The sequence below is a fragment of the Ancylobacter pratisalsi genome (assembly GCF_010669125.1).
GTDB lineage: Bacteria > Pseudomonadota > Alphaproteobacteria > Rhizobiales > Xanthobacteraceae > Ancylobacter > Ancylobacter pratisalsi.
On sequence record NZ_CP048630.1, the window covers coordinates 313,831 to 340,291 of the forward strand.

Sequence of the window (26,461 nt, forward strand, 5' to 3'; positions counted from 1 at the left end):
AACATACCGGCGCCGCCGTCCGCCCTCAAGCGGCACACCGCATCAATCTATATCGGGCGTTGCCCCGGTATGACCGGCCGTACCGGCAGGCGCACTTGAGGGATCCACCTTCTTGTCGCGCTCTATCTTCCGCCAGTTGGCGACGTTCTTGTTGTGCGCCGCCAGCGTTTCGGCAAAGGCGTGCCCACCCGTACCATCCGCGACAAAGTAGAGATCCTGTGTTTCAGCAGGATTGGCCACCGCTTCCAGCGACGCGCGGCCGGGATTGCCGATCGGTCCGGGCGGTAGCCCGGCGATGGTGTAGGTATTGAACGGAGTCGGCGTATTGATGTCGGCCTTGGTCAACGGCCGATCCAGCCGCCCCTTGCCACGCACGAGCCCGTAAATGATGGTCGGGTCGGACTGCAGCCGCATCTTCTTGTTGAGACGGTTCACGAACACGGCGGCCACCTGCGGGCGCTCATGGGACACCCCGGTCTCCTTCTCGACGATGGAGGCCAGAATCACCAGGTCCTCCGGCGACTTCAGCGGCATCTCGGGATTGCGCTTGGCCCAGATCTCCTTGAGCGCAGCCTGCTGTGCACGCGCCATGCGGCGCAGCATGTCCTCACGGGTGGTGCCGCGAGTGATCTTGTAGGTCTCCGGCAGCAGGCTACCTTCACGCGGGATCTGGCGCACAGCGCCCGACAATTCCGGCGCGTCCATAAGCCGGGCGACAATCTGCTCGCTCGTGAGGCCCTCAGGAATGGTAATATTGTGCTCGATCACCCTTCCGGCGACGATCGCGCTGAGCACCTCACGGGTCGATTCGCCCTTGGTGAATTCGTACTCGCCGGCCTTCAACTTGCCGGACGCACGGCTGCCAAGGGCCGCACCGACGAAAACCCATTTATCGGCGATCACACCTTGCTTCACCAGCAGGTCGGCGATGTCCATCAAGCCGTACTCACCGGGAACGATGACCGCCGTATCTTCGGGCAGCGGCCCCGGTGCGTCATAGCGGGCTTTGCCAACCCACAGCGCGCCCCCTCCGATGATGATCGCCACCATAAGAAGGGTGAATATCGCGCTTCCCGCGACGATGAGGGGATGGCCAGCCCGCTTGGACGCCTTCGAGGCCTTGCGTGACGGCTTCAGCTTCCCTGCCGGCGGCGGGGGCGGAGGAGCGGGCGTCGGCTCCGGGGGAGTCTGCTCGTTCATCAGTTCCTCGCCTAGCTTTGAGGGGCGCTCGAAAGGTGAGGCAGCCTAACGTCAAATATGGCGAAAGCGGGAACCGGAGGGCGGGAGCCGGGTGGCCCCGGCCCTCCGCCCGCTATCAGTGAATGTAACGCTTGAAGACCAGCGACGCGTTTGTGCCACCGAAGCCGAACGAGTTCGACAGGGCGTACTCAATATTGCGTCGGCGCGGCGTGTGCGGCACCAGGTCCAGCGAGGTCTCGACCGAAGGGTTGTCGAGATTGATCGTCGCCGGCGCAATCTGGTCACGTATCGCCAGCAGGGAGAAGATCGCCTCGACGGATCCCGCGGCGCCAAGCAGGTGGCCAATCGCCGACTTGGTCGACGACATCGAAGCATGTCCAACCGCGTTGCCAAGCAGACGCTCAACGGCGCCGAGTTCAATACCGTCGGCCATCGTCGATGTGCCGTGGGCATTGATGTAATCAACCTCGGACGCAGTTATGCCAGCGCGCTTCAGCGCGGCCGCCATGCTGCGAAAGGCGCCATCGCCATCCTCGGCGGGCGCGGTGATGTGGTAGGCATCGCCCGACATACCGTAGCCGACGATCTCTCCATAGATCTTCGCTCCGCGAGCCAGGGCATGGTCAAGCGCTTCGACAACAACGATGCCGGCACCCTCACCCATGACAAAGCCATCCCGATCCCTGTCATAGGGACGGGAGGCCTTCTCAGGCGTGTCGTTGAAACTCGTCGAAAGCGCCCGGCAGGCGGCGAAACCCGCGAGCGCCAGACGGTTGATCGGCGATTCGGTGCCACCGGCCACCATCACATCCGCATCGCCGAAGGCGATCAGACGCGCGGCATCGCCAATCGCGTGCGCGCCGGTCGAACAGGCGGTTACGACGGCATGGTTGGGACCCTTGAGGCCGTGCTCGATCGACACATAGCCGCCGGCAAGATTAATCAGTCGACCGGGAATGAAGAACGGCGAAACCCGGCGCGGACCGCGCTCCTGCAGGAGCAGCGAGGTCTCGGCGATGCCCTGAAGGCCACCAATGCCCGAACCGATGAGAACGCCCGTGGCGCACTGATCCTCATATGAGGAAGGATGCCAGTCGGCATCGTCCAGCGCCTGCGTGGAGGCCGCCATGGCGTACAGAATGAATTCGTCGACCTTGCGCTGTTCCTTCGGCTCCATCCACTGGTCGGGATTGAAGGTGCCGTCGGTGCCGTCCCCGCGCGGGATCTGGCAGGCAATTTTGGCCGGCAGATCGGAAACGTCAAAGTTCTCGACACGTCGCGCACCGCTGCGACCTTCAAGAAGCCGCTGCCATGTGACGTCGACGCCGCAACCGAGCGGCGTCACCATGCCAAGGCCGGTAACGACCACGCGCCTCATACGATGTCTCCGGGGAACCACAAAATGAATGGCGCCGCGCCGGTTGAACCGTCGCGGCGCTCAGACCCACCCTCAGGCGGCGTTCTTCTCAAGGAACTTGATTGCGTCGCCGACGGTCAGGATCGTCTCGGCGGCGTCGTCGGGGATCTCGCAGTTGAAGGCCTCTTCAAAGGCCATGACCAGCTCGACCGTGTCGAGACTGTCTGCGCCGAGATCGTCGATGAAGCTGGCGTTCTCCGTGACCTTCTCCGGCTCGACGCCGAGGTGTTCGGCCACAATCTTCTTCACGCGCTCGGCAATATCGCTCATCGGTTCACCCTCGTCCGTATCCGGAGGTTGCTACGTTGTTTCATCTGGCCCCCGCGCCGAGGCGCGGTCTGGCGGCCTGTTTTCTGCCCCGATTACAGGAGGTGCACGGGCCTTCCGCGTTGGTCTCGCGGTGCCCACCCCTGTGAGCCGTGGCGGTCGTTAGCACACTTCATTCGGCAAAACCAGCGCCCCTCGCGAGCGTATGGAAACACCGGATTCCATGGACTTGTTCAGATCATCGCCATACCGCCATTCACGTGCAGAGTCTGCCCCGTGACGTAGGCGGCCTCGTTTGAGGCGAGATAGACAGCAGCGGCCGCGATATCCTCGGGACTCCCGAGTCGCGCGGCCGGTACGGAGGAGAGAATCGCCTCCCTCTGCTTGTCGTTCAAAACGTCGGTCATCGGCGTCGCGATGAAGCCCGGCGCAATGCAGTTCACCGTCACCCCGCGCGCCGCCACTTCCTTGGCCAGCGCCTTGGACATGCCGATCATTCCGGCTTTGGCCGCTGCGTAATTACCCTGGCCGGCATTGCCGGTCACGCCGACAATCGAGGTGATGCCAATGATACGGCCAGTACGCCGGCGCATCATGTTGCGCGCCGCCGCACGCATCAGCCGAAAGCCGGCCGTCAGGTTGACGGCGATCACCGTGTCCCATGCCTCGTCACTGATACGCACGAAAAGCGCGTCACGGGTGATGCCAGCATTGTTGACCAGAATGTCGAGGTCGCCCATGGCCTCCTCGGCCTGGGGAACCAGCAGCTCGACCTGCTCACTGCTGGAAAGGTCGCAGGGAAGCACATGGACGCGCTCGCCGAGCTCACCCGCCAGTTCCTCAAGCACCTCGCGGCGGGTGCCGGAAATCCCAACGGTAGCGCCCTGAGCGTGAAGCGCCGTGGCGATTCCCTTGCCGATGCCACCAGTGGCCCCGGTGACCAGAGCGGTCTTGCCTGTCAGATCGAACACGGCTTTCTCCTGAATTATCTTACGCCACGGGGTCGGCTGCAGCGAAGGACGCAACATCCGCAGGCGTCCCGACATTGGTCGAGGCGACCTGGCGCGCAATACGCTTGGTCAGACCCGAAAGCACTTTGCCCGTTCCCACTTCAACCAGCCGCGTCACACCGGCTTCGGCCATGAAGCTGACACACTCGCGCCAGCGAACCGTCCCCGTGACCTGCTTTACCAGAAGCGACTTGATTTCGACGGGGTCGATCACCGGACGAGCCGTGACATTGGCGACCAGAGGAACCTTTGGGGCTCGCATATCGACCCCCTCGAGCGCCTCGGCCATTGCTTCGGCGGCGGCGCCGATTAGGCTGGAATGAAACGGTGCGGAAACAGTGAGCATGATCGCACGAGAAGCACCTTCACGTTTGGCGATCACGCAGGCCCGCTCCACGGCGGCCGCGTCACCCGACACCACCACCTGCCCAGGCGCGTTGTCGTTGGCGATATCGCAGATCTGGCCCTCGGCGGCCTCCTGCGCCACGGCGCAGACCTGGTCGAAGTCGAGACCAAGGATCGCGGCCATGGCACCCGTGCCAACCGGCGTCGCCGCCTGCATCGCGGTACCGCGCAAACGCAGCAACCGAGCGGAATCGGCAATCGACAGGCTCCCCGCGGCGGCGAGGGAAGAGTATTCCCCGAGCGAATGGCCGGCGACGAAGGCGGCGTCGCGCGCGAGATCCAGACCGGCCTCACTTTCCAGCACGCGCATAGCGGCCAGCGAGGCAGCCATCAACGCGGGCTGTGTATTCGCGGTCAGCGTCAGCGTCTCGATCGGGCCATCCCACATAATCGCGGACAGCTTCTCCCCAAGGGCGTCATCGACTTCGGCGAAAACGGCGCGCGCGACCGAGAACTCCTCGGCCAGTGCCTTGCCCATACCGACTACTTGACTTCCCTGCCCCGGGAAAACGATGGCATTGCTCATGACGTAGCGTGATCCATTCGTTAAGAATTGGCGGCCGCAGGAACACCGCCCGACGCCCCATGTCAAGCTGCGTGGGGCAAAGGCGGCAAGCAGCGGTATGGTTCTCCACCCGATTAAGGGCAGCCCCCCACTTCAGATGCTGGCATTAACTATTACCTGTGGGCTGCTCGCCGTCACACTGGTGTTGGCGGCGATACACCAACTGCTCGCGCTCGCCAGGCTCGCCCCGCGTCGATGGCTGCGCCACGCCTGGGCATCGCTGGCGGCGCTGCTATGTCTTGCTCTCCTGCTGGCATTCTATGCGATGTACATTCAGCTGCGAATGGCGGCCGTAACGTATGTCGAGGCTCTAGACACACTGATCCATCTTGTGGGCGCGGCATTCATCCTGGCCGTCGCGTTGCTTTCGCGACGTACCGCCGGCGACATTCTCAGATCCGCCTTCTTTGAAACGGCCGCGCTGACCGACGACCTCACACAGCTCCCAAACAGGCGACATTTTGACAGCGCGCTCCCCGAACAGGTCGAACTGGCCCGGCGGCGAAATCATCCGCTCGCGCTGGTGATGCTGGACATTGATCATTTCAAGCAGGTGAACGACCGCTATGGGCACAGCCGTGGCGACAGCGTGCTGGAGCATCTGGGCGAGCTTCTCCTCACCACCAAACGCGCCTCGGACACCGCCTTTCGCGTTGGTGGGGAGGAGTTTGCCATTATCGCTCCGCGCACCACGATCACTGAAGCCCATGAGATGGCCGAGCGAATGAGGCGGGCCGTCGAGCACTCGGGAACAACAGCGAACGTACCCGCGATCACCATCAGCCTCGGCATTGCGGCTCTCAAACCCGAAGACAACATATCCTCACTGATGGACCGCGCCGATGCCGCGCTCTATCAAGCCAAGCACGCCGGTCGCAATCGTACCCGCCTGGCACGGGCCGACGTCGCGAAGCCCGACGTCCCCTGATGTTCCGCCCGGCATCCCCGCTCCCCTTGATTTTGCAGCGATTGCGCGTATAAGCGCGCGCACTGTTGGTCCTGGCCGGGGGCTGAACGGACGGTTGTGCCTTTGTGCATGGCAGGAAGTCTTGTGCTTCCGACGTCCCGTGTCCCCGCCTTCGAGAAGTTTCGAGCCTTTCCGGGGCTCGAAGGGCTCGGCGCCTGGACAACGGCCGCAATAGTGCGGATTCAAAAGGAAAGGCACGAGACATGGCTCTTTATGAGCATGTGTTCCTCGCGCGCCAGGACGTAACGGCGCAGCAGGTCGAGGAACTCACCGCCCGATTCAAGGGTGTTATCGAAGCGAATGGCGGTTCGGTCCAGAAGGCCGAGTACTGGGGCGTCAAGACGCTTACCTACCGCATTCGCAAGAACCGCAAGGCTCACTTCTCGCTGCTCAACATCGACGCGCCGTCCGCCGCCGTGGCCGAGATGGAGCGCCAGATGCGGATCGACGAGGACGTGCTGCGCTTCCTCACCATCCGCGTCGAGGCTCTTGAAGAGACCCCGTCGGTCATGCTGCAGAAGCGCGACCGCGACGACCGTGGTGATCGCGGCTTCGGTGGTGATCGCGGCTTCGGTGGTGGGCGTGGTTTCGGCGGTGATCGTGGCGACCGCGGCGATCGTGGCCCGCGTCGCGATCGTGAAGAGACCCCTGCGAACGTGGAGACTGAGTGATGGCTTTCGGTGGCACTGGCGGTCCGTCCGCTAATTCTTCTGGCGCGCGTCGCCCCTTCTTCCGCCGTCGCAAGACCTGCCCGTTCTCCGGCGCGAACGCTCCGAAGATCGACTACAAGGACGTGCGTCTGCTGCAGCGCTACATCTCCGAGCGCGGCAAGATCGTTCCCTCGCGCATCACGGCCGTCTCGGCCAAGAAGCAGCGCGAACTCGCTCAGGCCATCAAGCGCTCGCGCTTCCTCGGCCTACTGCCGTTCGTGATCCGCTGATCGCTTGACGACCTCGTCCCCGGCCCGCGCCGGGGACGAAACCACCGAATTGGTTACCGACAGGTCCGCGGGAATGGTCCCGCTGGTCTCTGCTGAGGCGGCCACGTGCCGCCTCTAACCGCGTGGAGCGGGACAGCTCGTCGATGATACTGACCTGGCTTATAGCCCTTGGCGCCGGCGCGGCGTCGGCTCTTCTCGTTGCGACCGTCGCAACGGGCAGCGCCTTGGCATTGCCGCTGTTCTACCTCGCCCCCCTGCCGCTGCTGATCGTTGGCCTTGGCTGGTCGCATCTGGCCGCGCTTGTTGCCGCCTCTGCCGCGTCCGTTGCCATCGGCCTGTTCTTTGGCCTGGAACTTCTGCTTGCCTATGTCGTCGGCGTGGGATTGCCAGCCTACGTATTGGGCTATCTGGCCCTGATGGCGAAACAGGAACAGGCGGATGCTCCGTTCGAGTGGTTCCCGATCGGGCGTATCGTGCTGGCATCCGCCATTCTGGGATGCGTGTCGGTCGCCGCGCTGATCCCGCTCGTCGCCGGCGACATCGAGGGTTACCAGGCTGCGCTGCGGTCCCTCTTCCAGGCGATGCTGCTGGAGACGCCCGGCAGCACAGGTACCGACGCCGATCGGCTGATCGATCTCCTGGTCCTGGTGATGCCTCCGGCGGCCGCTGTTGTCACCATGATGACGCAGCTGGCGAATCTCTGGCTGGCAGCGCATGTCGCCCGGGTTTCCGGCCGTCTCATGCGGCCCTGGCCGGACCTCGCTGCCATTAGCGTGCCGCCCGCAACCGTTGCTCTGCTGGCCGGCGCCTTCATCGGCGCGGCGCTCTCTTCGGGTTTCGCCGGCCTGCTGGCGCAACTGCTGGGCGCCACGCTCATCATGGTTTTCGCTCTTGTTGGCATGGCGGTGATCCACTGGATCACACGTGGCGCCGCGGGACGCACGCTCGTCATCGCGACGGTCTGGATCGCAGCGCTCGCATTGGGCTGGCCGTTCGGAATGCTGGCGCTTCTCGGCATCGCCGACACCCTCTTCGGACTGCGTGGCCGTTTCCGGCGCCGGACAAGCGCGGGCGGCCCACCCGCAGCCAACGACGACTGAATTTAACCAATCTGAATTTGAACGACTGAATGGAGAATACCGATGGATATCATTCTGCTTGAGCGTGTGGCCAAGCTTGGTCAGATGGGCGAAACCGTGCGCGTGCGCGATGGTTACGCTCGTAACTTCCTCCTGCCGGCTGGCAAGGCCCTGCGCGCCACCAAGGAAAACAAGGCTCGCTTCGAGTCGATGAAGGTTCAGCTTGAGACGCGCAACATCGAGCTCAAGAACGAAGCCGCCAAGGTCGGTGAAAAGCTGAACGGCCTCGAAGTGGTGCTCGTCCGCCAGGCCGGCGAAACCGGCCAGCTCTACGGCTCGGTCTCCACCCGGGACATCGCCGATGCAGTGACGGCCGCCGGCTTCAGCGTCGCCCGGAACCAGGTGATGCTCAATCACCCCATCAAGACCATTGGTCTCCACGAGATCCCGGTGACCCTGCACCCGGAAGTCGAGGTCTCCGTTCGCGCCAATGTCGCGCGTAGCGCGGAAGAGGCCGAGCGTCAGTCGCGCGGCGAAGACATGAGCGTCAATCGCGACGACCTCGACGATGAAGACGAATTCGATGCCGCTCCGGTTGCTGAAGCCGAGGACGACATCGAGGGTGAAGTCGAAGCGGAAGCCGAACAGGCCTGACGCCACTTACCTTTCGGAATACGTCAAAATGCTTAGCCCGGCTGCTCGCAGCCGGGCTTTTTTGCGCGCGATTACGACGCCGACCATGTTGCTAGGCTGGAAATGTTGTGATGCAATAGTTTGCATCAATTGTGGCATGCCCGCCCTTTGGGCAGACGATCCTTCGAGAGGTAGGATCGTCGGTACCGTGGAGGCCGTCGATGGAGCGCTTGTTGCTGCGCGTTCTCTCGCGCATCGTGCGTCGTGGGTCGCTCACCCTCATTCTCCCATCCGGACATCGCGAAACATTCGGTGACGGCTCGGGGCCGCCTCTCGCCATACGGATTGCATCGAAGGATTGGGAACGGCGCATCGCGCTCGATCCGGAATTTGAGTTCGGCGAGGCCTATATGGAAGGCGGCCTGGTTATCGAGCAAGGCGATATTGGCGAAGTGCTCGCCACCCTGATGTCCCAGGTCGGCTACCAGGTACCGAGCTTCACCGCGAAGTCCCTGATGAAGCTGCGCTTCATGGTTCGGCGCCTGGCGCAATTCAATCCGCGAGAGCGTGCACAACGCAACGTTGCCCATCACTACGACCTGGACGGCCGGCTGTACTCTCTTTTCCTTGATGCTGACCGCCAATACTCCTGTGCCTATTTCGAGCATGAGGGGCAGTCGCTTGATGATGCGCAGCTCGCCAAAAAGCGGCATATCGCGGCAAAATTGCTGTTCGACAGGCCCGACCTCAATGCGCTCGACATCGGCTGCGGCTGGGGCGGCATGGGGCTCTATCTCGCCGAGAACGCAGCCGCAAATGTCACGGGCGTTACGCTCTCGCAGGAGCAGCACGGCATCGCCAATGCCCGTGCGCGCGAACGCGGCCTCTCCGAGCGCGCCGAGTTCCGCTTGCAGGACTATCGCGACGTCGCGGGCCCCTTCGACCGCATCGTATCCGTCGGGATGTTCGAGCATGTCGGCATAGGCCACTACGAAGAATATTTCAGCAAGATCGCCGACCTGCTGAAGGACGATGGCGTAGCACTGGTCCATTCCATCGGCCGGTCCGAAGGGCCGGGGATCACGAACCCGTGGATTGCCAAGTACATCTTCCCCGGAGGTTACATCCCCGCACTTTCCGAGGTTCTGCCCGCCATCGAGCGAGCGGGTCTCCTGGTCGCGGATGTGGAAATTCTGCGGCTGCACTACGCCGAGACACTGAAAGCCTGGCGTGAACGCTTCCTCGCCCACGAGGAAGAAATCGAACGGATGTATGATTCGCGCTTCGTGCGGATGTTCGAGTTCTATCTCGCCTCCTCGGAAATGGCCTTCCGCCACCAGGGGATGATGGTGTTCCAGATTCAGTTGGCCAAACGTGAGGGTGTGGTGCCGTTGACGCGCAGTTACATCGCCGAGACGGAAGCCGACTTGCGCGGCAAGGAGCGCCGCAACCGCATCGGGCTGCGGCTCGCCGGCGAGTAGGAAGGGCCTGAGGCGATCAATCAGGGCGGAATCGCGTCAAGTGCGATTCCGCTTTCCACAGGTCCTCCACAGGACAAAATGGTGCGTAGGAGATTCGCCACGGACTCACTCGCCGTGGAGGCGTTAGCTGTTGGCCAACACCAGCGCACCCGGATGGACCATGCTCGATTCCCCTGCCCGCCCCCCGGCGGCGACCGACATTGCCTTTCGTACGCCCCCTCACAACATTGAGGCGGAGCAGGCGCTGCTGGGCGCCATTCTGGTTAACAATGAAGCGTTCTATCGGGTGTCCGACTTTCTGGAGCCCCGCCACTTCTTCGAACCGATTCACGTCGCCATCTATGAAACGGCAAGCGCGCTGATCCGTGCCGGCAAGGTAGCGACGCCCGTCACGCTGAAGACCTTTCTACCGAACGATCTCGACGTCGCCGGCCTGACGGGTCCGCAATATCTCGCGCGTCTTGCCGCCGAAGCGACGACGATCATCAACGCCGAGGATTACGGGCGGACGATCTACGATCTCTCGGTGCGGCGCGATCTCATCAGCATCGGCGAGGAGGTCGTCAACGAGGCCTACGACGCGGCTATCGACGTCACGCCGCAGGACCAGATCGAAGAGGCGGAAAAGCGCCTCTACGAGCTTGCTGAAACCGGCCGCTACGACGGCGGCTTCATGCGCTTCAACGATGCGCTGAAGGAAGCGGTCGACATGGCCAGCCGCGCCTTCCAGCGCGATGGCCACCTCTCCGGCACCGCGTCCGGCCTCGACGACCTCGACCAGATGATGGGTGGCTTGCAATCGTCCGATCTCATCATCCTCGCCGGCCGCCCGGCCATGGGAAAGACGTCGCTGGCCACGAACATCGCCTTCAACGTGGCCGCGGCCTATCGCTCCGAAACCTTGCCTGACGGCAGTATCCGCGCGCTCGATGGCGGCGTGGTCGGGTTCTTCTCGCTGGAAATGTCGGCCGAGCAGCTCGCCACCCGTATCCTCGCGGAGCAGGCCGAGATTGCTTCCTATAAGATCCGGCGCGGCGACATCAACGAGAACGAGTTCGACAAGCTCGCAAGCTGCGCCCAGATGATGCAGACTATTCCGCTCTATATCGACGATACGGGCGGCATCTCCATCGCCCAACTTCGTGCCCGCGCCCGTCGGCTCAAGCGCCAGCGCGGTCTCGATTTCATGGTGGTGGATTATCTTCAGCTGCTCACCGGCTCCTCGAAAAGCTCGTCGCAGGGTCGCGTGCAGGAAATCACCGAGATCACCACGGGTCTGAAGGCACTGGCCAAGGAGCTTGGCGTACCTATCATGGCGCTTTCCCAGCTCTCGCGGCAGGTGGAATCGCGCGACGACAAGCGCCCCCAATTGTCGGACCTTCGCGAATCCGGTTCCATCGAGCAGGATGCCGACGTGGTCATGTTCGTGTTCCGCGAGGAGTATTACCTCAAGAACAGGGAGCCGAAGGAAGGCACCGAGGAATGGTTCAAGTGGGATCTCGAAATGAAAGCGGCGCACGGCGTAGCCGAGGTGATCATCGGCAAGCAGCGCCACGGCCCGACTGGAACGGTCAAGGTCGCCTTCGAAGCCCAGTTCACCCGCTTCTCCTCTCTTGCCCAGGGCGATCGCCTGCCAGAACATTGAGTGCGTCAAAGTGAACATGGACGATATTCCGCAGGCCGAGGCCGGCGGCCTTCTGACCATAGATCTGGCAGCGCTTCAGGCGAATTACCAGGAAATCGCCCGGCGCGTGGCACCCGCGCTGTGCGCGGCGGTGGTGAAGGGCGATGCCTATGGCACCGGTCTGGTGCCGACATCCAAGGCACTCTGGCAAGCCGGCGCACGCACTTTCTTCGTCGCACTCCTCAGTGAGGCAAGGTCGCTGCGCGCAACCTTGCCAGAGGCTGAGATCTTCGTGCTCAACGGGCTGTTTCCCGACACCGTTTCCACCTTCCAGGAGCAGCGTCTCCTACCCGTTTTGGGCAGCCTCGAAGAAATCGCAACCTGGCGCGCCTTCTGCACCCGCACCGGACAGGCCCTTCCGGCGGCCCTTCATGTCGATACGGGGATGAACCGGCTCGGGGTCTCACCGACGGAGGCGATAAATCTCGCTGAGGGACGTGACGAGATCGGTTTTCCGCTGGCGCTGCTCATGAGCCATCTTGCCTGCGCCGATGAACCGGACCATCCACTCTCCGCGCGGCAACTTGAGGACTTCCGAGCCATCGCCGCTCTGTTTCCGGACGTACGCGCATCGTTGGCCAATTCGGCTGGCGCGATGAGCGACCCTGCGTTCCACTTTGATCTGGTCCGGCCTGGCATCGCCGTCTATGGCGGGCGGGCGCGCAGGGATATTGCGCCGCTGCGTCCCATTGTCCGGCTTGCCCTGCGCGTCATCCAGATCCGCCATGTCCATGAAGGTCAAACCATCGGCTATGGCGCCGCGCACACTGCACTACGCCCCAGCCGGATCGCGATCCTCTCGGCCGGCTACGCCGACGGCATTCCAAGGCTCGCGGGCGCCTCCGATCTCAGGCCCGGCGCGGAAGCGATCATAGCGGGCCGTCGATGCCCGCTCGTGGGGCGCATTTCGATGGACCTGCTCGCCGTGGACGTGACGGACGTGCCGGACGCCTTGGTTTCGGCCGGCGATTGGGCCGTGCTGCTTGGCGAAGGTCTCACCCTCGGCGACCTTGCCCGGCACTCGCACACCATCGACTATGAAATCCTGACGTCTCTTGGCAAGCGCTACTGCCGACGCTGGACGTACTGAACCCGCACTTTGCCCTCTGGAGGCAGCGCGGTATGCATGCCGCTTCTGACCGCCTCGATCAACTGCGCACCGTTCTCCAGCCAAGCGGGCGCAACCAGGCCACGGCCGTCAACAAAGATCAATTCGAGCCGCAGGATTGGCCGCTCGGCATCACGGTAGCCTTTTCGGGTCATGACGCTCTTGATGTCTGCCCAGGGCACAAATTTCCCAGACCAAAGGTGAACACCATTCTCGTCAACCTTGTATACAAATTTACGTCGCCATTGTAGAAGAAAAATACATCCTATCCCGAGTGTTGCAGGCAGCAAACACGCAAAGGTTAGTGCAAACCGGCTATTGAGTTGTGCAACGGTTGGCTGCATCAATTGCTAAGCACCCCTATGAAACTGGCTAAATCGATGCATTTTTCGCGCCAATGCATAGCTCCTATTAGTGGTGATGTCCTACACCCCCTACATGGGATGAAAATGACATCGTCAGCCCTTTACCGTTCATACTAGGCATCCTGATGGCCAAACGTGCCTCCTCCTTTGTCTGCCAGTCCTGTGGTGCCGCGCATACGCGATGGCAGGGCCGCTGCGACTCGTGCGGCGCCTGGAACAGCATCGCGGAGGAGGAGAGCACCGGCTCGATGCCAGCCGCTCAGCGTGGAGGTCGTCGTGGGCGACTCGTCGCGCTCGAAAGCCTGGCAGGAGTCAGTGAAGACGCCCCGCGCATCCGCATCGGCATCGATGAGGCGGATCGTGTGGCCGGAGGCGGACTGGTGCCCGGCTCCGTACTTCTGATCGGCGGCGATCCTGGCATCGGCAAATCGACTCTGCTTATCCAGGCGTCGGCGTCTCTGGCGCGACAGGGACACAGGGTCATCTATGTCTCCGGCGAAGAAGCATCGGCGCAGGTACGGCTCCGCGCGGAACGGCTCGGCCTTGCTGGCGCAACGGTCGAACTCGCGGCCGAGACAAATGTCGAGGACATCGTCGCCACGTTGTCGGAGGGGCGTCGGCCGGCGCTTGTTGTCATCGACTCAATCCAGACCATGTGGACGGACAGTGTCGAATCCGCGCCTGGAACCGTGACCCAGGTGCGTTCGTCCGCCCAGATCCTGATCCGCTTTGCCAAGCGGTCGGGAGCCTGTGTCGTATTGGTCGGCCACGTCACCAAGGACGGCCAGATCGCGGGCCCTCGCGTCGTCGAACACATGGTCGATGCCGTGCTCTCCTTCGAAGGCGACGGCGCCCATCATTTTCGCATTCTGCGCGCACAAAAGAACCGCTTCGGCCCAACCGACGAAATCGGCGTCTTCGAGATGACCGGTCTTGGACTGCGCGAGGTGGCCAACCCTTCGGAACTGTTCCTGTCGAACCGCGATCGGGGCGCGCCGGGGACCGCCGTCTATGCGGGCATGGAAGGCACGCGGCCGGTGCTGGTTGAAATTCAGGCACTCGTGGTGCCGACAAGCCTTGGCACACCGCGCCGCGCCGTTGTCGGCTGGGATCCTAGCCGCCTGTCGATGGTACTCGCGGTCCTGGAAGCGCGCTGTGGCATCAAGCTTGGTGGCCACGATGTCCATCTCAATGTGGCTGGCGGCTTCCGTATCACTGAGCCGGCGGCCGATTTGGCCGTCGCGGCGGCGCTGGTCTCCTCCCTCAGTGGCTCGGCCCTGCCGACAGACTCGGTTTATTTCGGCGAAGTCAGCCTTACCGGAGCCGTGCGCCCGGTGGCCCATGCCGCCGCCCGCCTGAAAGAGGCCGCCAAGCTCGGCTTCGCCGGCGCCGTGGCTCCGCAGCCGAAAGCCGTCGCCTCGGAAGCCGGCGAGACACCTCTTGCGGTGGAAACGGTGACCTCTCTTGGGGATATCGTGGCCACGATCGCCGCGCGCGCGCCACGACGGGCCGCTCGTGTCACGCAAGAGGGATGACGCCACCCGCGCGGCGCGCTATACGTCGCGCGGCTTCGCTCGGGAGCCGGATATCTGAAGATTCGGCCCTCTTCTGGAAAGCCGCCTCGGTCACGGTGCGATTGATTTGACTCTTCTCGACATCATCCTCATCGCCGTGATGGTGATCTCTGGCCTGCTGGCGATGGTGCGCGGGCTGGTCCGAGAGGTCTTTGCCATCGCCTCCTGGGTTATCGCCGCAGGCGTGACGCTGTACGGCTACCCGCTGGTTCTGCCCTACGCCAAGCAGCACATCGCCAACGATACCTTCGCCATGGCGGCAACTGTCGGCGCCGTGTTCCTGCTCACGCTCCTGATCGTATCGATCATCACCGTGCGCATCTCGGATCTGGTTCTGGACAGCCGAATCGGCGCCCTCGACAGGACGCTGGGCTTTCTTTTCGGGCTCGCTCGCGGATTCCTGATAATGGTGGTGGCCTTACTGTTCTTCAACTGGTTGGTCCAGAATGAACAGGGTCAGCCGGACTGGATACGCGACGCGCGGTCCAAGGTGGTCTTGCAAAGTGCGGGTGACTGGCTCATTTCCGTCTTGCCGGAAGATCCTGAGAGCCTGATCCGCGAGATCAAGAACTCGAAGGAAGCGGAGCCGATAGAGCCACCGCCGGAGCCGTTTAACCCGGGTCCGGCGACTCCATCGACGCCGACGGCGCCGTAATATCTCCGCGCCTTTGGGACAAAGCCGTCGTGGCGGCGCGTGGATTGCATTCCACCGTAAGGAGCGGGCGCAGCCTTGAACTGCGCAGAGCGGAGCGATGGTCAAATGGCCCATATAGCCGTTGATGACGTGGTGTCGAAATCGGGAAATCCCGACGATTTCTATGATGATTACGGCGATACGCTGCGCGAGGAGTGCGGTGTCTTCGGGATATACGGCCATCCAGATGCCGCCACCATTACCGCGTTGGGACTGCACGCTCTGCAGCATCGCGGGCAAGAAGCGGCCGGCATAACCACTTATGACGGCCAGCGTTTTCACTCCGAACGCCGCCTCGGCCTTGTGAGTGACGCGTTTTCCGATGCCGAGACGATGAAGCGCCTTCCGGGCCAGATCGCCGTCGGTCATGTGCGCTATTCGACCACCGGCGAGACGATCCTGCGCAATGTGCAGCCACTTTTCGCCGAGCTTGACGGCGGCGGCTTCGCTATCGCTCACAACGGAAATCTCACCAACGGCCTGACGCTTCGCCGTCAGCTCATCCGCGACGGGGCGATCTGTCAGTCCACATCAGATACCGAGGTGATGCTTCACCTCGTTGCCCGCTCCAAGCGCGCGCGTTTTACGGAACGTTTTGTCGATGCGCTGGCTGAAATCGAGGGCGCCTACGCTTTTGTCGGACTCACCAACAAGAAGCTCGTCGGCGCGCGGGACCCGCTTGGCATTCGTCCGCTTGTGCTGGGCGAGCTCGACGGCCACCCCATTCTGACCTCCGAGACCTGCGCGCTGGACATAATTGGTGCGCGTCATGTGCGGGACATCGATCCTGGGGAGGTGATCGTTTTCTCATCGGACAAGGTCGAAACGCTGCGCCCCTTTGGAGCCGTCCGGCCGCGTCCCTGCATCTTCGAGTACATCTATTTCGCCAGGCCGGATTCGGTTGTGGGCGGGCGCTCGGTGTATCAGGTGCGCAAGAACATGGGGTTGCAACTCGCGACCGAGGCGCCGGCAGACGCGGACGTTGTCGTGCCTGTGCCGGATTCCGGCGTACCCGCCGCCATCGGTTATGCGCAGGCCGCCAACATCCCCTATGAGCTCGGCATCATACGTAACCACTATGTCGGGCGGACCTTCATTCAGCCGACACAGTCGATCCGCGACCAGGGAGTGCGCATGAAGCACTCGGCGAACCGATCGGTCGTCGAAGGCAAGCGCATCGTTCTCATCGACGACAGCCTCGTTCGCGGAACGACATCGGTCAAAATCGTGCGCATGATGCGTGAAGCTGGCGCGCGCGAGGTGCATTTCCGCATTTCGTCCCCGCCCATCACCCACCCGGACTATTACGGCATCGACACGCCGGACCGTGACAAGCTGCTTGCCGCAACCCACGATCTTGAAGGCATGCGCCGCTACATCGGCGCCGATAGCCTCGCCTTCCTGTCCATCGACGGCATCTACAAGGCCATGGGCTATCAGGGACGCGATCCGGTGCAACCTCAGTTCACCGATCATTGTTTCACGGGCGAATATCCCACCGCCCTGACAGATCGCGTGGGCGAAGTCTCGCCGCGTCAGCTCTCCCTCCTGGCTGAGGCGAGCTGAGACACGCGTAGTTGAGCGGCGGCGGCCAGCCGTTGCATCGGAAGGTCCGATCGTGGACCTTCCGCGCGAACCGTACCCTCCGTGGTATTGATGTGCGCCTCCTGAACACGGGGAAATTCCATGACCGACACTGACCCGGTGCGCACCGCGCGTCCGCTCGAAGGAAGCTACGCCCTTGTAACGGGCGCCACCCGCGGCATCGGCAAGGCCATATCGATTACCCTTGCAGCGGCGGGCGCCCATGTGATCGCCGTCGGTCGGACCTCCGGGGCACTGGAGGAATTGGACGACACCATCATAAAGGCCGGTTCCACCGCCACGCTTGTCCCCCTAGACCTGAAGGATGGACCGGGCATCGATCGCCTCGGGGGCGCGCTTTACGAGCGCTTCGGCCGTCTCGACATTTTCGTGGGTAACGCTGGCGTGCTCGGTCCTATGACGCCGCTTGCGCAGGTCGAGCCCAAAGAATGGGAAGATGCGCTGGCGGTCAATCTCACCGCGAATTGGCGGCTGGTACGCTCGCTCGACCCCCTGTTGAGGCTCTCCGCGGCCGGGCGCGCCGTAATGGTCTCGTCAGGCGCGGCGCACAAGGCACGCGCCTTCTGGGGCACGTATGCCGTCACCAAGGCAGGTGTCGAGGTGCTGGCACGAACCTGGGCCGCCGAGGTCGCCAACATCTCGAAGCTCAAAGTGAACCTCGTGAATCCCGGCCCGATACGCACCCGGATGCGGGCCAAGGCATTCCCGAGCGAGGATCCCGAGACGCTTCCCTCCCCCGAGGAACTCGCGGCAGCGATTTTGCCGCTCTGCCTTCCGGAACTTGAGGAAACGGGCAAGCTCTACGACTTCCCGAGCCGCGCGTTCAAGGAATTCCCGCTACCCGCATGAGGTGCGTCAGCAGCATCGGCAAAACCCGTACGGAGAGACGATCCCGCCTGCGTTGACCGTCCTGCAGGCGGGATCGACCACCAGACATCGATCCGCACCATGCCAAGATTCGCCACCTGGTTCTCGGATGACGAATGTCGCGCCTAGTCCTTCTCCGCGTAAGGATTGTCCTTTTCCCGCAACGTCAGCCGGATGGGTACGCCGGGCAGGTCGAAACTGGTGCGCAGATTATTCACCAGATAACGCAGATAGCTCTCGGGCAGCGCGTCGGCACGTGAGCAGAAAATCACGAAGCTCGGCGGACGCGCCTTGGACTGCGTCATGTAGCGCAGCTTTATTCGCCGGCCCGAAACAGCCGGTGGCGGATGCTCGCTCGTCATCTCGCCAAGCCAACGGTTGAGCGGGTTGGTGGCCACGCGCTTGTTCCAGACCTGATAGGCGGATTGGATGCCGCGCACCAGCTTCTCAAGACCATCACCCGTCAGGCCGGAAACCAGCACCACCGGTGCCCCCTTGACCTGGGGAAGCCAATGATCGGTCTCCTCGCGCATTTTCTTGGCGAAGCCTGAACGATCGGGGACCAGATCCGATTTCGAAAGTGCGATCACGACCGCCCGTCCCTCGCGCTCCACGAGATCGACGATACGCAGGTCCTGCTCTTCAAATGGATGGGTGGCGTCCATAAGGATCACCACGACCTCCGCAAAGCGAGCCGCGCGAAGTCCATCCGCAACGGAGAGCTTCTCAAGCTTGTCCTCAATACGCGCACGCTTGCGCATGCCGGCGGTATCGAAGACGCGCAGCGATACACCGTGGCGCTCCACATCAACGGAAATGGAATCGCGCGTGATACCTGCCTCCGGGCCCGTGAGCAGACGGTCTTCGCCGAGCAGTGAATTGATCAGCGTCGACTTGCCAGCGTTGGGCCGACCCAAGACCGCGACGCGGATACGCCGACCGCCGTCGGGGTCTTCGTCCTCTTCATCACCTTCATCAGGGACGCATACGGCGAGCGCGCGCACGAGCTCAGCCATGCCGTCGCCGTGTTCGGCGGAAATCTCAACCGGATCACCGAGGCCGAGCGAGTAGGCGTCCAGGGTGCCCGCCTGGGAGCCCCTGGCCTCGCTCTTGTTCGCGATGAGAATCGTGTGTTTGCCGGAACGGCGCGCAAGATCCGCGAAAAACTGGTCCGAGGGCGTGATGCCTGCCTTGGAATCAATCAGGAAAAGCAGGATATCGGCGTCTTCGATCGCCGTTTCGGTTTGCGCCCTCATGCGCCCCTCAAGCGACTCCACCTTGGCCTCCTCGAGGCCGGCGGTGTCGATGACACGGAACGACAAATGGCCAAGCCGTCCCTCGCCCTCGCGACGGTCTCGTGTGACGCCGGGCCTGTCGTCAACCAGCGCGAGGCGCTTGCCGACGAGGCGGTTGAAAAGCGTCGACTTGCCGACATTCGGCCGGCCAACGATGGCGAGGGTCATCGTCATGTGAGCAAACGCTGTGCGCTATTGCGCCGGCGCGGCTGGCGCCGCGGCGGGTGCCTCGGGAGGAGGCAAATCATAGGCTGTGGAGTTGGCGGGCTGCGGAGGGGCCGCGTTGTAATCAACGCCCGGAACGCCTTCGGGGAACACTGGAACACGTGTTCCCGGCAGCGGCTTCTCCTTCTCCGCGAACGGATTCATCTTATCGAGGGATTCACAGCTTGCAGCCGTGAGAGCCAGGCAGCCAGCAGCCGCCAAGAACATCAACCGGCGCAGTCGAGATGAGGTCGCAGCCATGCGTTCTTCCTACTGCACTGCCGGCGCAGCCGTGGCCGGCGTCTCTGCTTCTGCCGCCGGAACGGGCGGCGCCGCAACGGCCGGTGTCGCATCGGAAGCGGTTGCCAGCGCGAGGATCAGGTCGGCGCGCTGTCGTAGCCCGGGAGGCGTCTGGCCATCGTTGAGAATCTTGGCGAAGGTCGCCGCAGCGGCCTTGTAGTCGCCAGCCTTGTACTGTGCCAGGCCGATCAATTCGCGGGCGGAATGGCGAAAGGCATCCTCCGGCGTGTCGAGCGTACCCAGCCGGCTCTCGATCTCGGCAAGCGGTGCGGTATCGACGAGCAGCACGGCGGCCCGTACACGCGCCATGTCGCGCATCAGAAAGGGGACGCTGGAATCGGCGGCGATGGCGTCAAAGTCGGCAACCGCACTCGTGCGATCCGAAGCCGCAAGTTCAGTCGCGGCGCGGAAACGCGCGAGCGTGCGATAACCTGCCGTCCCGTCCTTCTCGATCTCGGTGAACGCCGCCTCGGCCTCGCCATGCTTGCCTTCCGTGGCCAGCTTGAGAGCCGCCTCGAAACGGGCACCAACAGCCTGCTCCTGCTCAAGCTTCCACCATTCATAGGTGCGCCAGCCAGCAACGCCGACAACGATCAGCACCGCCGCGGCAATGATGTAGATGCCAAAACGGTTCCAAAGGCGGCTGAACCGCTCGCGACGAAGGTCCTCGTCGATCTCGTGGAAGATGTCGGCCATATCGCGTCCGTGGGCAGGTCGTCAGGAAAACCGGCGAGGCCATGTGAAGTTCGGCAAACCGGCTTGGGAAAAGGCCGCGTAAACTAGCGATGCGGCTTCAACAAGGCAAATCGTGGGGACTTTTGGTGTCGGGGTCGCCATTTCGTCGTCACCCACAGATAGTCGCTTCCGGCACTCACGTCTTCTTGGGGGCGTAGGTATGTTCCGCCGCCGGGAAGCTGCGGGCGCGCACCTCGCTCGCGTAGGCTTCAACCGCCTCCCCTATCGCGGGGCCTATGTCAGCGAACTTCTTGACGAAGCGCGGAACGCGATCGGAAAGGCCTAGCATGTCCTCGAGCACAAGTATCTGACCATCGCAGGCCGAGGATCCGCCGATACCGATCGTCGGTGCAGCAACCTCTTGGGTAATCTGGCGCGCGAGCGGCTCCGAAACAGCTTCGATGACGATGGCGAAGGCGCCGGCATCGGAAATGGCGCGAGCATCCTCGAGGATGATTGCGGCGCTCGCTTCATCACGCCCAAGCGCGCGGAACGAACCGAGCGTGTTGATCGACTGCGGGGTCAGGCCGATATGGCCCATCACCGGCACCCCTCGATCCGCCAGAAACCGCACGGTCTCGGCCATGCGGCTACCACCCTCCAGCTTGATCGCGCCGGCACCGGTCTCCTTCAGCACCCTGGCGGCAGTAGCAAAGGCCTGCTGGGGCGAACCCTCATAAGAGCCGAAAGGCAGATCCACGACCACCAGCGCACGCCTGGAACCACGCATGACCGCCTGCCCCTGCAGGATCATCATCTCGACCGTGACCGGAATCGTCGTCTCCAGGCCATGCATCACATTGCCCAGCGAATCGCCCACCAGCATGAAATCCACATGAGGGTCGATGAGGCGGGCCGTATGGGCATGGTAGGCCGTGAGCGACACGATTGGCTCGCCGCCTTTCCTCGCGCGAATATCCGGAGCTGTGAGCCTGCGAACGACGGACTGGACGGACATTGCGGACAATTTCCTCTTATTTTCTTTGGGCTTAGTCAGCCCATTACCGGCACCCCGACAATGTACGGGTGGAACCAGAATGCGAGGGCCGCATAAAGCACGACACCGCCGATAACCGCAACGATATCCCCTCCCCATCCTGCCGGCGCCAACGGCAGAGGATCCCCGCGCCGCTTGGCCGTGATCCGCATCATGACGGCCCAGCCAAGCATGACGAGCGCAAGCGTCACCGTCGCGGCATCGCCATTGGCCAACAGATGCGCCAGCGCCCAAATTTTCACGGCGACGAGGAAGGGAAACTTGAGCCGCGCCTTGATGTGGCTCGGCGCGAACTGGGCCACCGCGGAAATGCAGGCCAATAACATCAGCAGGAGGGCAAGATGCCTGAGGCCGACGGGAGGCACGTAGAGCTGCGCCGGCCCCGCGGCCCGCCAGTCGCCATAGCCATAAGCGATCAGCAGCACGCCGGCGGCGGCCAGCACGCCGTGGATCGCCTGATAGGGTCCCTTGCCCAGCCGGCCGATGGCCGCCGCCCGCAACGATCGGCGGGCCGAGACGAGATGAATGGCGACGAACAGCACAAGTCCGGCCAGCATTAGGATCATGGCAGCGCTCCCAGGTAGAATCGGCGCGACGCTAGAGTGTTTCCAATCCGGGCGCCATCCACCGGCATCTACGGCGCCTCCCTGTTGGCCTGAGAGGCGCGCCCCAGGGAAACCCGCGCAAACCATAATCTCTCAATATACTCCCGTTCCCCGCCCTTACGTGTAACAGTGCATACGGAATGGGAGAGGGGTTATGAGGCGCCTGATCGCTGCGTTAGCCGGACTAATACTTGTTTCGTTCGCCACGCCCACCTGCGCTCAAGTCGTCGTTGCACATGTCGACCTGTCAACGCAACGCATGGAAGTCTGGGTCAACGGCTGGCGTCAGTATATATGGCAGGTATCCACGGCACGTTCTGGATATCGCACACCCGTGGGATCGTTCAGGCCACAGCGCATGTACAAGCGGTACTTCTCACGCAAGTATTACAATTCGCCCATGCCTTATTCGATTTTCTTTCATGGCGGATATGCCATTCACGGGACGAATGACCTGAAGCGACTTGGTCGCCCGGCTTCGCATGGCTGTATCCGCCTCCATCCCGGCAACGCCTCGACCCTTTATTCCCTGGTGAGCACATATGGCCGGAACAACACCGCAATTGTCATCACACGTTGAATAGGGCCAACACCGAAGCCGATCCGTCGGGTTGGTCCCTGCTACATAGCTGGACCGCAAAGCGGATTGGCGCGTTCCAGTTTCTGGTCGACTACGTGATCGGATTGGGACTTGCGTTCCATGGCGCGTACGTCACCCGCGTCGTGCCACTCCTTGCGGCGGCGGCCCTCTCCCTTTTTCTTTGCGACTTGGCGGCGCTCATCGGCGCCGCCGACAGGCACCGAGGCCGAAGGGCACAGTGAACGTGCACATACGGCTGGCTGAGCTTCCCTGCTGAACGGCAGAACACCGATAAGGCGCCAAACAGTGCTAGGCAGCCTTCTTCACGTCCTTCACGTCGGTAAACACGATACCGGGCCACCGATCGCCAGTGTAGCCGATCATGAATGATGAGGGGCTCAGAAAGACGAGGTCGCCGTCCAGATCATCCGCCGTCGAGAGACGGTTGGCCGCCGCGAAATCATCGAGCTTCTTCGCATCGTCACAGGTGACCCAGCGGGCAAGCTGGAACTCACTGTTGTCGAAGCCGACGTCGAGCCCGTACTCCGCATCCAATCGGTTTCTCAGCACGTCGAGCTGCAGCGGGCCAACCACACCGACCAAAGCAGGCGAGCCATCGGTCGGACGAAATACCTGGACCACGCCCTCTTCCGCCATTTCCTGAAGCGCCTGCCTGAGCTTCTTGGCCTTCATCGCGTCGGACAGCTTCACCCGGCGCAGGATTTCCGGCGCGAAGCTCGGCACGCCGACAAAGTTGATCTCCTCGCCCTCGGTCAGCGTGTCGCCGATGCGCAGGTTTCCATGGTTGGGGATGCCGACAACGTCACCGGCATAGGCCTCCTCGGCAAGCTGGCGGTCCTGCGCGAAGAAAAACTGCGGCGTCGAGAGGCTCATCGGCTTGCCGGTGCGCACCAGCTTGGCCTTCATCCCACGCGTGAGCTTCCCCGAGCACAGCCGTGCGAAGGCGATGCGGTCGCGATGGTTCGGATCCATATTCGCCTGGATCTTGAACACGAAAGCCGTCATGCGCGCTTCTTCGGCTTCGACGCGGCGCTTGTCGGCATCCTGCGCGCGCGGGGGCGGCGCATATCTGCCAAGCCCCTCCAGCAGATCGCCGACGCCGAAATTACGCAGCGCGGAACCGAAATAGACCGGGGTCAGGTGGCCTTCGAGGAAGGACCCGAGATCGAACGGGTTGCAGCCCTCGCGCACCAGTCCAAGTTCCTCGGCGAGAGCACCCTCGTCCAGCGTGACATTGAGCGCGGCAATCTCCGCCATGCTCATCTGTCGGAGCGGGCCGGTCTTGCCCTCGTCGCCGTCGAGCAACCGCATGCCGCCGGTGGCGACGTCCATTGTGCCGACGAAGTCGCGCCCGCGCCCAACCGGCCAGGTCATCGGCGAGGTATCGAGCGCCAGTGTCTTCTCGATCTCGTCGAGTATCTCGAACGGATCGCGGCTCTCGCGGTCCATCTTGTTGATGAAGGTAATGATCGGGATGTCGCGCAGCCGGCAGACTTCCAGCAGTTTGCGCGTGCGCGCCTCGATACCCTTGGCGGCGTCGATAACCATCACCGCCGCGTCGACCGCTGTCAGCGTGCGATAGGTGTCTTCAGAAAAGTCCTCATGCCCCGGCGTGTCCAGCAAGTTGAACACATGGTTCTCGAACTCGAAGGTCATGACCGAGGTCGCCACCGAGATGCCGCGCTCGCGCTCGATCGCCATCCAATCCGAGCGTGTCGAACGGCGGTCCTTCTTGGCGCGCACCTGCCCGGCAAGCTGAATCGCGCCGCCGAACAGCAGCAGCTTTTCGGTCAGTGTCGTCTTGCCCGCGTCCGGATGCGAGATGATCGCGAATGTGCGCCGGCGCGCCACTTCGAGGGCGATCGGCGATGCGGCGGAGTTCGAAAGTGCGTTCATGACCGCCGACATGGCAGGGAAGCGTGACAGGTTCAAGAGGTGCATGGTTTCATGGGGCGCATTTCGGGCGCGTGGCGGCGACGGTGCGCGGCCATCGTCCCTCCCCGACTTCCGGATCCCTCCTCCTGCGAGCTCGGATCGTCGGCACAGGATTGCGATACGTCCAACGGGCGTTCAGGCCGGTCCGAGCCGACTACGATGATATGCTAGCAGGCAAGAAGTAGCCCGGCGCCTCGCTCGTGCTGTCCCGCCGTTCACGCCCGTTCCGCCAGGGTCAGCTTCCGAACGTCGCCGCGTAGATGTCCGGCTTGAAGCCAACGAAGAGCTTCCCGCCGGCATCCAGCACCGGCCGCTTGATGAGCGAAGGCTGCGCCTGCATCAGTCGAAGCGCTTTCGCCTCATCGATATCGGCCTTGTCCGCCTCGGAGAGCTTGCGGAAGGTGGTGCCGGCGCGGTTGAGCAGCACTTCCCAGCCCACCTTGCCCGTCCATTCCCGCAGATGCGCCGCGTCGATGCCCGATGTCTTGTAGTCATGGAAGGCATAGGCGACGCCATGCCCCTCCAGCCAGGCCCTCGCCTTCTTCATCGTGTCGCAGTTCTTGATGCCGTAGATTGTGACAGCCACGCTCATTCCTCAGCCTTGTTCGACGATCCGCGCCACGGCGCGCCTCGTCATAACGCCGGCCAGATGGGCGCGATAGGCGCCGGTGCCATGGATGTCCGCGATCATCTCCTCGCCATCAAGCGCCAGAGAGGCCAGTGCGGCGGGCGTGAAATCGTCCGCGAGCGCTGCCTCGGCCACGGTCCAGCGGAAGACACCGTTCTGACCCGCGCCTGTAATGGCGACACGCACCTCAAGCCCACCTCGCCAGACCAGCGCACCCGCCATGGCATAGCGCGACGCCGGGTTCGGGAATTTGGCGTAGCTGGCCTTACCACCGATCGGAAAGAGGATGCGGAGGATGATCTCGTCCGGCTCCAGCGCCGTCTCGAACAGCCCGAGGAAAAAATCGGACGCCGCAATCTCTCGCCGGTCGGTGACGATGGTCGCCGCAAGGGCGAGACACGCGGCGGGATAATCGGCCGACGGGTCGTTGTTCGCGATCGAACCGCCGATCGTGCCGCGATTGCGCACCGCAGGATCGCCAATCACTCCGGCGAGTTCGGCCAGGACCGGCAATGCCTCGCGCACGAGCGCCGAGGACGCGACATCGGCATGGCGCGTCATCGCGCCAATCACCAGAGCCTCGCCCTCGCGCGATATCCCCTCGAGGCCGGGAACGGCGGACAGGTCGATCAGATCGGTGGGGCTCGCGAGGCGCTGCTTCAGCGTGGCGATCAGGGTCTGCCCGCCCGCGAGCAGCTTGGCCTCGTCATTGCCGGCCAGCAGACCGCATACGGCGTCCAGGTCAGCGGGACGATGATAGGTGAAGGGGAACATGCGCCGACCGCTCCTTGCGTCACTCGGCAGCGGCGGGAATCGCCGCCATTGCCTGCGCACCCGCCATGATAGCGAGCACGATGTTGTGGTAGCCGGTGCAGCGACAGATGTTGCCCTCCAGCTCGGCGCGCACTGTGTGCTCGTCCAAATTCGTCCCGTGGCGCCGGACGATATCGATTCCGGCCATAATCATGCCTGGCGTGCAGAAGCCACATTGCAGGCCGTGATGCTCCCGAAAGGCCTCCTGCATGGGATGCAGACGCTCGCTGGCACCGATCCCCTCGACGGTCAGCACGTTGGCCCCATCGGCCTGAACAGCCAGCACCGAACAGGCTTTCACCGCCACTCCGTCGAGATGAACCGTGCAGGCACCGCACTGGCTGGTATCGCACGCGACATGCGTGCCTGTGAGCTGCAGCTCGTCGCGCAACAGCTGGACCAGCAGTGTCCGCGCGTCGACCGTCGCTGTCACGGGCGCGCCATTTACGTTCATTATCAGGGTCTGCATCGGCTTGCTCCCGGTCGC

General features: G+C 63.1%; 27 protein-coding genes. 14 read left to right on the forward strand and 13 right to left on the reverse strand.

Annotation, left to right across the window (positions count from 1 at the left end; translation table 11 throughout):
* Positions 1–42: 42 nt before the first annotated feature.
* The 5 genes from mltG to fabD form a co-directional block, all read right to left on the reverse strand.
* Positions 43–1,050 (reverse strand): endolytic transglycosylase MltG, encoded by a 1,008-nt coding sequence (gene mltG, locus G3A50_RS01500; RefSeq protein ID WP_246252019.1) that lies wholly within the window; start codon positions 1,048–1,050, stop codon positions 43–45.
* A 265-nt stretch (positions 1,051–1,315) separates the two neighbouring features.
* Positions 1,316–2,578: a beta-ketoacyl-ACP synthase II gene (fabF, locus tag G3A50_RS01505; RefSeq protein WP_163073479.1), complete on the reverse strand. Its 1,263-nt coding sequence runs from the start codon at positions 2,576–2,578 to the stop codon at positions 1,316–1,318.
* Positions 2,579–2,650: 72 nt separating this feature from the next.
* The gene (locus tag G3A50_RS01510; protein WP_013165911.1) at positions 2,651–2,887 is read right to left on the reverse strand and encodes an acyl carrier protein; all 237 of its coding nucleotides are present in this window, start codon (positions 2,885–2,887) and stop codon (positions 2,651–2,653) included.
* 230 nt (positions 2,888–3,117) lie between these two features.
* Positions 3,118–3,855 (reverse strand): 3-oxoacyl-[acyl-carrier-protein] reductase, encoded by a 738-nt coding sequence (gene fabG / locus G3A50_RS01515; RefSeq protein ID WP_163073480.1) that lies wholly within the window; start codon positions 3,853–3,855, stop codon positions 3,118–3,120.
* A 19-nt stretch (positions 3,856–3,874) separates the two neighbouring features.
* On the reverse strand, positions 3,875–4,825 hold the full coding sequence (fabD, locus tag G3A50_RS01520; protein WP_163073481.1) for an ACP S-malonyltransferase: 951 nt from the start codon (positions 4,823–4,825) through the stop codon (positions 3,875–3,877).
* A 97-nt stretch (positions 4,826–4,922) separates the two neighbouring features.
* Here fabD and G3A50_RS01525 point away from each other — a divergent pair, with 97 nt between their 5' ends.
* The 13 genes from G3A50_RS01525 to G3A50_RS01585 all read left to right on the forward strand — a co-directional run bounded on the left by G3A50_RS01525 (position 4,923) and on the right by G3A50_RS01585 (position 17,843).
* Complete coding sequence (locus tag G3A50_RS01525) at positions 4,923–5,792, forward strand: GGDEF domain-containing protein (RefSeq protein WP_163073482.1); 870 nt, start codon at positions 4,923–4,925, stop codon at positions 5,790–5,792.
* A gap of 242 nt (positions 5,793–6,034) precedes the next feature.
* Complete coding sequence (gene rpsF / locus G3A50_RS01530; protein WP_163073483.1) at positions 6,035–6,502, forward strand: 30S ribosomal protein S6; 468 nt, start codon at positions 6,035–6,037, stop codon at positions 6,500–6,502.
* On the forward strand, positions 6,502–6,771 hold the full coding sequence (gene rpsR / locus G3A50_RS01535; protein ID WP_152301728.1) for a 30S ribosomal protein S18: 270 nt from the start codon (positions 6,502–6,504) through the stop codon (positions 6,769–6,771). Before rpsF ends, rpsR begins: the two co-directional genes overlap by 1 nt.
* Positions 6,772–6,914: 143 nt before the next feature.
* Positions 6,915–7,871 (forward strand): DUF2232 domain-containing protein, encoded by a 957-nt coding sequence (locus G3A50_RS01540; protein ID WP_163073484.1) that lies wholly within the window; start codon positions 6,915–6,917, stop codon positions 7,869–7,871.
* Positions 7,872–7,913: 42 nt separating this feature from the next.
* The gene (rplI, locus tag G3A50_RS01545; protein ID WP_163073485.1) at positions 7,914–8,504 is read left to right on the forward strand and encodes a 50S ribosomal protein L9; all 591 of its coding nucleotides are present in this window, start codon (positions 7,914–7,916) and stop codon (positions 8,502–8,504) included.
* Positions 8,505–8,704: 200 nt separating this feature from the next.
* Complete coding sequence (locus G3A50_RS01550; protein ID WP_163077190.1) at positions 8,705–9,964, forward strand: cyclopropane fatty acid synthase; 1,260 nt, start codon at positions 8,705–8,707, stop codon at positions 9,962–9,964.
* Between the two features lie 160 nt (positions 9,965–10,124).
* Complete coding sequence (locus G3A50_RS01555) at positions 10,125–11,609, forward strand: replicative DNA helicase (RefSeq protein ID WP_163073487.1); 1,485 nt, start codon at positions 10,125–10,127, stop codon at positions 11,607–11,609.
* A gap of 16 nt (positions 11,610–11,625) precedes the next feature.
* Positions 11,626–12,738, forward strand: a complete 1,113-nt coding sequence (alr, locus tag G3A50_RS01560; protein WP_246252534.1) for an alanine racemase — start codon at positions 11,626–11,628, stop codon at positions 12,736–12,738.
* A gap of 32 nt (positions 12,739–12,770) precedes the next feature.
* Positions 12,771–13,007 carry a hypothetical protein gene (locus G3A50_RS01565; protein ID WP_163073489.1) on the forward strand — a complete coding sequence of 79 codons (237 nt, stop codon included), beginning with the start codon at positions 12,771–12,773 and terminating at the stop codon, positions 13,005–13,007.
* Positions 13,008–13,246: 239 nt separating this feature from the next.
* Positions 13,247–14,656: a DNA repair protein RadA gene (radA, locus tag G3A50_RS01570; protein ID WP_163073490.1), complete on the forward strand. Its 1,410-nt coding sequence runs from the start codon at positions 13,247–13,249 to the stop codon at positions 14,654–14,656.
* A 100-nt stretch (positions 14,657–14,756) separates the two neighbouring features.
* Positions 14,757–15,350, forward strand: coding sequence for a CvpA family protein (locus G3A50_RS01575; protein ID WP_246252536.1), 594 nt, complete (start codon positions 14,757–14,759; stop codon positions 15,348–15,350).
* A gap of 105 nt (positions 15,351–15,455) precedes the next feature.
* A complete protein-coding gene (gene purF / locus G3A50_RS01580; RefSeq protein WP_163073494.1) occupies positions 15,456–16,955 on the forward strand; it encodes an amidophosphoribosyltransferase in 1,500 nt (499 codons plus the stop codon).
* A gap of 120 nt (positions 16,956–17,075) precedes the next feature.
* On the forward strand, positions 17,076–17,843 hold the full coding sequence (locus G3A50_RS01585; RefSeq protein WP_163073495.1) for an SDR family NAD(P)-dependent oxidoreductase: 768 nt from the start codon (positions 17,076–17,078) through the stop codon (positions 17,841–17,843).
* Between the two features lie 143 nt (positions 17,844–17,986).
* Here the strand turns inward: G3A50_RS01585 and der are convergent, their stop codons facing one another.
* The 4 genes from der to G3A50_RS01605 form a co-directional block, all read right to left on the reverse strand.
* Entirely contained in the window at positions 17,987–19,330 is a 1,344-nt protein-coding gene (gene der, locus G3A50_RS01590) for a ribosome biogenesis GTPase Der (protein ID WP_163073497.1), read from the reverse strand.
* 300 nt (positions 19,331–19,630) lie between these two features.
* A complete protein-coding gene (locus G3A50_RS01595) occupies positions 19,631–20,356 on the reverse strand; it encodes a tetratricopeptide repeat protein (RefSeq protein ID WP_163073499.1) in 726 nt (241 codons plus the stop codon).
* Positions 20,357–20,531: 175 nt separating this feature from the next.
* A complete protein-coding gene (panB, locus tag G3A50_RS01600; RefSeq protein ID WP_163073501.1) occupies positions 20,532–21,353 on the reverse strand; it encodes a 3-methyl-2-oxobutanoate hydroxymethyltransferase in 822 nt (273 codons plus the stop codon).
* Between the two features lie 35 nt (positions 21,354–21,388).
* On the reverse strand, positions 21,389–21,958 hold the full coding sequence (locus G3A50_RS01605) for an NnrU family protein (RefSeq protein WP_163073503.1): 570 nt from the start codon (positions 21,956–21,958) through the stop codon (positions 21,389–21,391).
* 193 nt (positions 21,959–22,151) lie between these two features.
* Between G3A50_RS01605 and G3A50_RS01610 the strand changes: the two genes are divergently transcribed.
* Positions 22,152–22,577, forward strand: a complete 426-nt coding sequence (locus tag G3A50_RS01610) for a L,D-transpeptidase (RefSeq protein WP_163073504.1) — start codon at positions 22,152–22,154, stop codon at positions 22,575–22,577.
* A 309-nt stretch (positions 22,578–22,886) separates the two neighbouring features.
* On the opposite strand, the gene G3A50_RS01615 is transcribed toward G3A50_RS01610, so the two are convergent.
* From G3A50_RS01615 to G3A50_RS01630, 4 genes are all read right to left on the reverse strand, one after another.
* Entirely contained in the window at positions 22,887–24,506 is a 1,620-nt protein-coding gene (locus tag G3A50_RS01615; RefSeq protein ID WP_163073505.1) for a peptide chain release factor 3, read from the reverse strand.
* Between the two features lie 262 nt (positions 24,507–24,768).
* Positions 24,769–25,119, reverse strand: coding sequence for an ArsC family reductase (locus G3A50_RS01620; RefSeq protein ID WP_210255199.1), 351 nt, complete (start codon positions 25,117–25,119; stop codon positions 24,769–24,771).
* 9 nt (positions 25,120–25,128) lie between these two features.
* Positions 25,129–25,935 carry an FAD binding domain-containing protein gene (locus G3A50_RS01625; protein ID WP_163073509.1) on the reverse strand — a complete coding sequence of 269 codons (807 nt, stop codon included), beginning with the start codon at positions 25,933–25,935 and terminating at the stop codon, positions 25,129–25,131.
* Between the two features lie 19 nt (positions 25,936–25,954).
* Positions 25,955–26,443 (reverse strand): (2Fe-2S)-binding protein, encoded by a 489-nt coding sequence (locus tag G3A50_RS01630; protein ID WP_163073511.1) that lies wholly within the window; start codon positions 26,441–26,443, stop codon positions 25,955–25,957.
* Positions 26,444–26,461: the final 18 nt, after the last annotated feature.

Coding starts and splice junctions, on each gene's coding strand:
- mltG (WP_246252019.1), bottom strand. CDS start 1,050: ATGGTGGCGATCATCATCGGAGGGGGCGCGCTGTGGGTTGGCAAAGCC.
- fabF (WP_163073479.1), bottom strand. CDS start 2,578: ATGAGGCGCGTGGTCGTTACCGGCCTTGGCATGGTGACGCCGCTCGGT.
- G3A50_RS01510 (WP_013165911.1), bottom strand. CDS start 2,887: ATGAGCGATATTGCCGAGCGCGTGAAGAAGATTGTGGCCGAACACCTC.
- fabD (WP_163073481.1), bottom strand. CDS start 4,825: ATGAGCAATGCCATCGTTTTCCCGGGGCAGGGAAGTCAAGTAGTCGGT.
- G3A50_RS01525 (WP_163073482.1), top strand. CDS start 4,923: ATGGTTCTCCACCCGATTAAGGGCAGCCCCCCACTTCAGATGCTGGCA.
- rpsF (WP_163073483.1), top strand. CDS start 6,035: ATGGCTCTTTATGAGCATGTGTTCCTCGCGCGCCAGGACGTAACGGCG.
- rpsR (WP_152301728.1), top strand. CDS start 6,502: ATGGCTTTCGGTGGCACTGGCGGTCCGTCCGCTAATTCTTCTGGCGCG.
- G3A50_RS01540 (WP_163073484.1), top strand. CDS start 6,915: ATGATACTGACCTGGCTTATAGCCCTTGGCGCCGGCGCGGCGTCGGCT.
- rplI (WP_163073485.1), top strand. CDS start 7,914: ATGGATATCATTCTGCTTGAGCGTGTGGCCAAGCTTGGTCAGATGGGC.
- G3A50_RS01550 (WP_163077190.1), top strand. CDS start 8,705: ATGGAGCGCTTGTTGCTGCGCGTTCTCTCGCGCATCGTGCGTCGTGGG.
- G3A50_RS01555 (WP_163073487.1), top strand. CDS start 10,125: ATGCTCGATTCCCCTGCCCGCCCCCCGGCGGCGACCGACATTGCCTTT.
- alr (WP_246252534.1), top strand. CDS start 11,626: ATGGACGATATTCCGCAGGCCGAGGCCGGCGGCCTTCTGACCATAGAT.
- G3A50_RS01565 (WP_163073489.1), top strand. CDS start 12,771: ATGCATGCCGCTTCTGACCGCCTCGATCAACTGCGCACCGTTCTCCAG.
- radA (WP_163073490.1), top strand. CDS start 13,247: ATGGCCAAACGTGCCTCCTCCTTTGTCTGCCAGTCCTGTGGTGCCGCG.
- purF (WP_163073494.1), top strand. CDS start 15,456: ATGGCCCATATAGCCGTTGATGACGTGGTGTCGAAATCGGGAAATCCC.
- G3A50_RS01585 (WP_163073495.1), top strand. CDS start 17,076: ATGACCGACACTGACCCGGTGCGCACCGCGCGTCCGCTCGAAGGAAGC.
- der (WP_163073497.1), bottom strand. CDS start 19,330: ATGACGATGACCCTCGCCATCGTTGGCCGGCCGAATGTCGGCAAGTCG.
- G3A50_RS01595 (WP_163073499.1), bottom strand. CDS start 20,356: ATGGCCGACATCTTCCACGAGATCGACGAGGACCTTCGTCGCGAGCGG.
- panB (WP_163073501.1), bottom strand. CDS start 21,353: ATGTCCGTCCAGTCCGTCGTTCGCAGGCTCACAGCTCCGGATATTCGC.
- G3A50_RS01605 (WP_163073503.1), bottom strand. CDS start 21,958: ATGATCCTAATGCTGGCCGGACTTGTGCTGTTCGTCGCCATTCATCTC.
- G3A50_RS01610 (WP_163073504.1), top strand. CDS start 22,152: ATGAGGCGCCTGATCGCTGCGTTAGCCGGACTAATACTTGTTTCGTTC.
- G3A50_RS01615 (WP_163073505.1), bottom strand. CDS start 24,506: ATGTCGGCGGTCATGAACGCACTTTCGAACTCCGCCGCATCGCCGATC.
- G3A50_RS01625 (WP_163073509.1), bottom strand. CDS start 25,935: ATGTTCCCCTTCACCTATCATCGTCCCGCTGACCTGGACGCCGTATGC.
- G3A50_RS01630 (WP_163073511.1), bottom strand. CDS start 26,443: ATGCAGACCCTGATAATGAACGTAAATGGCGCGCCCGTGACAGCGACG.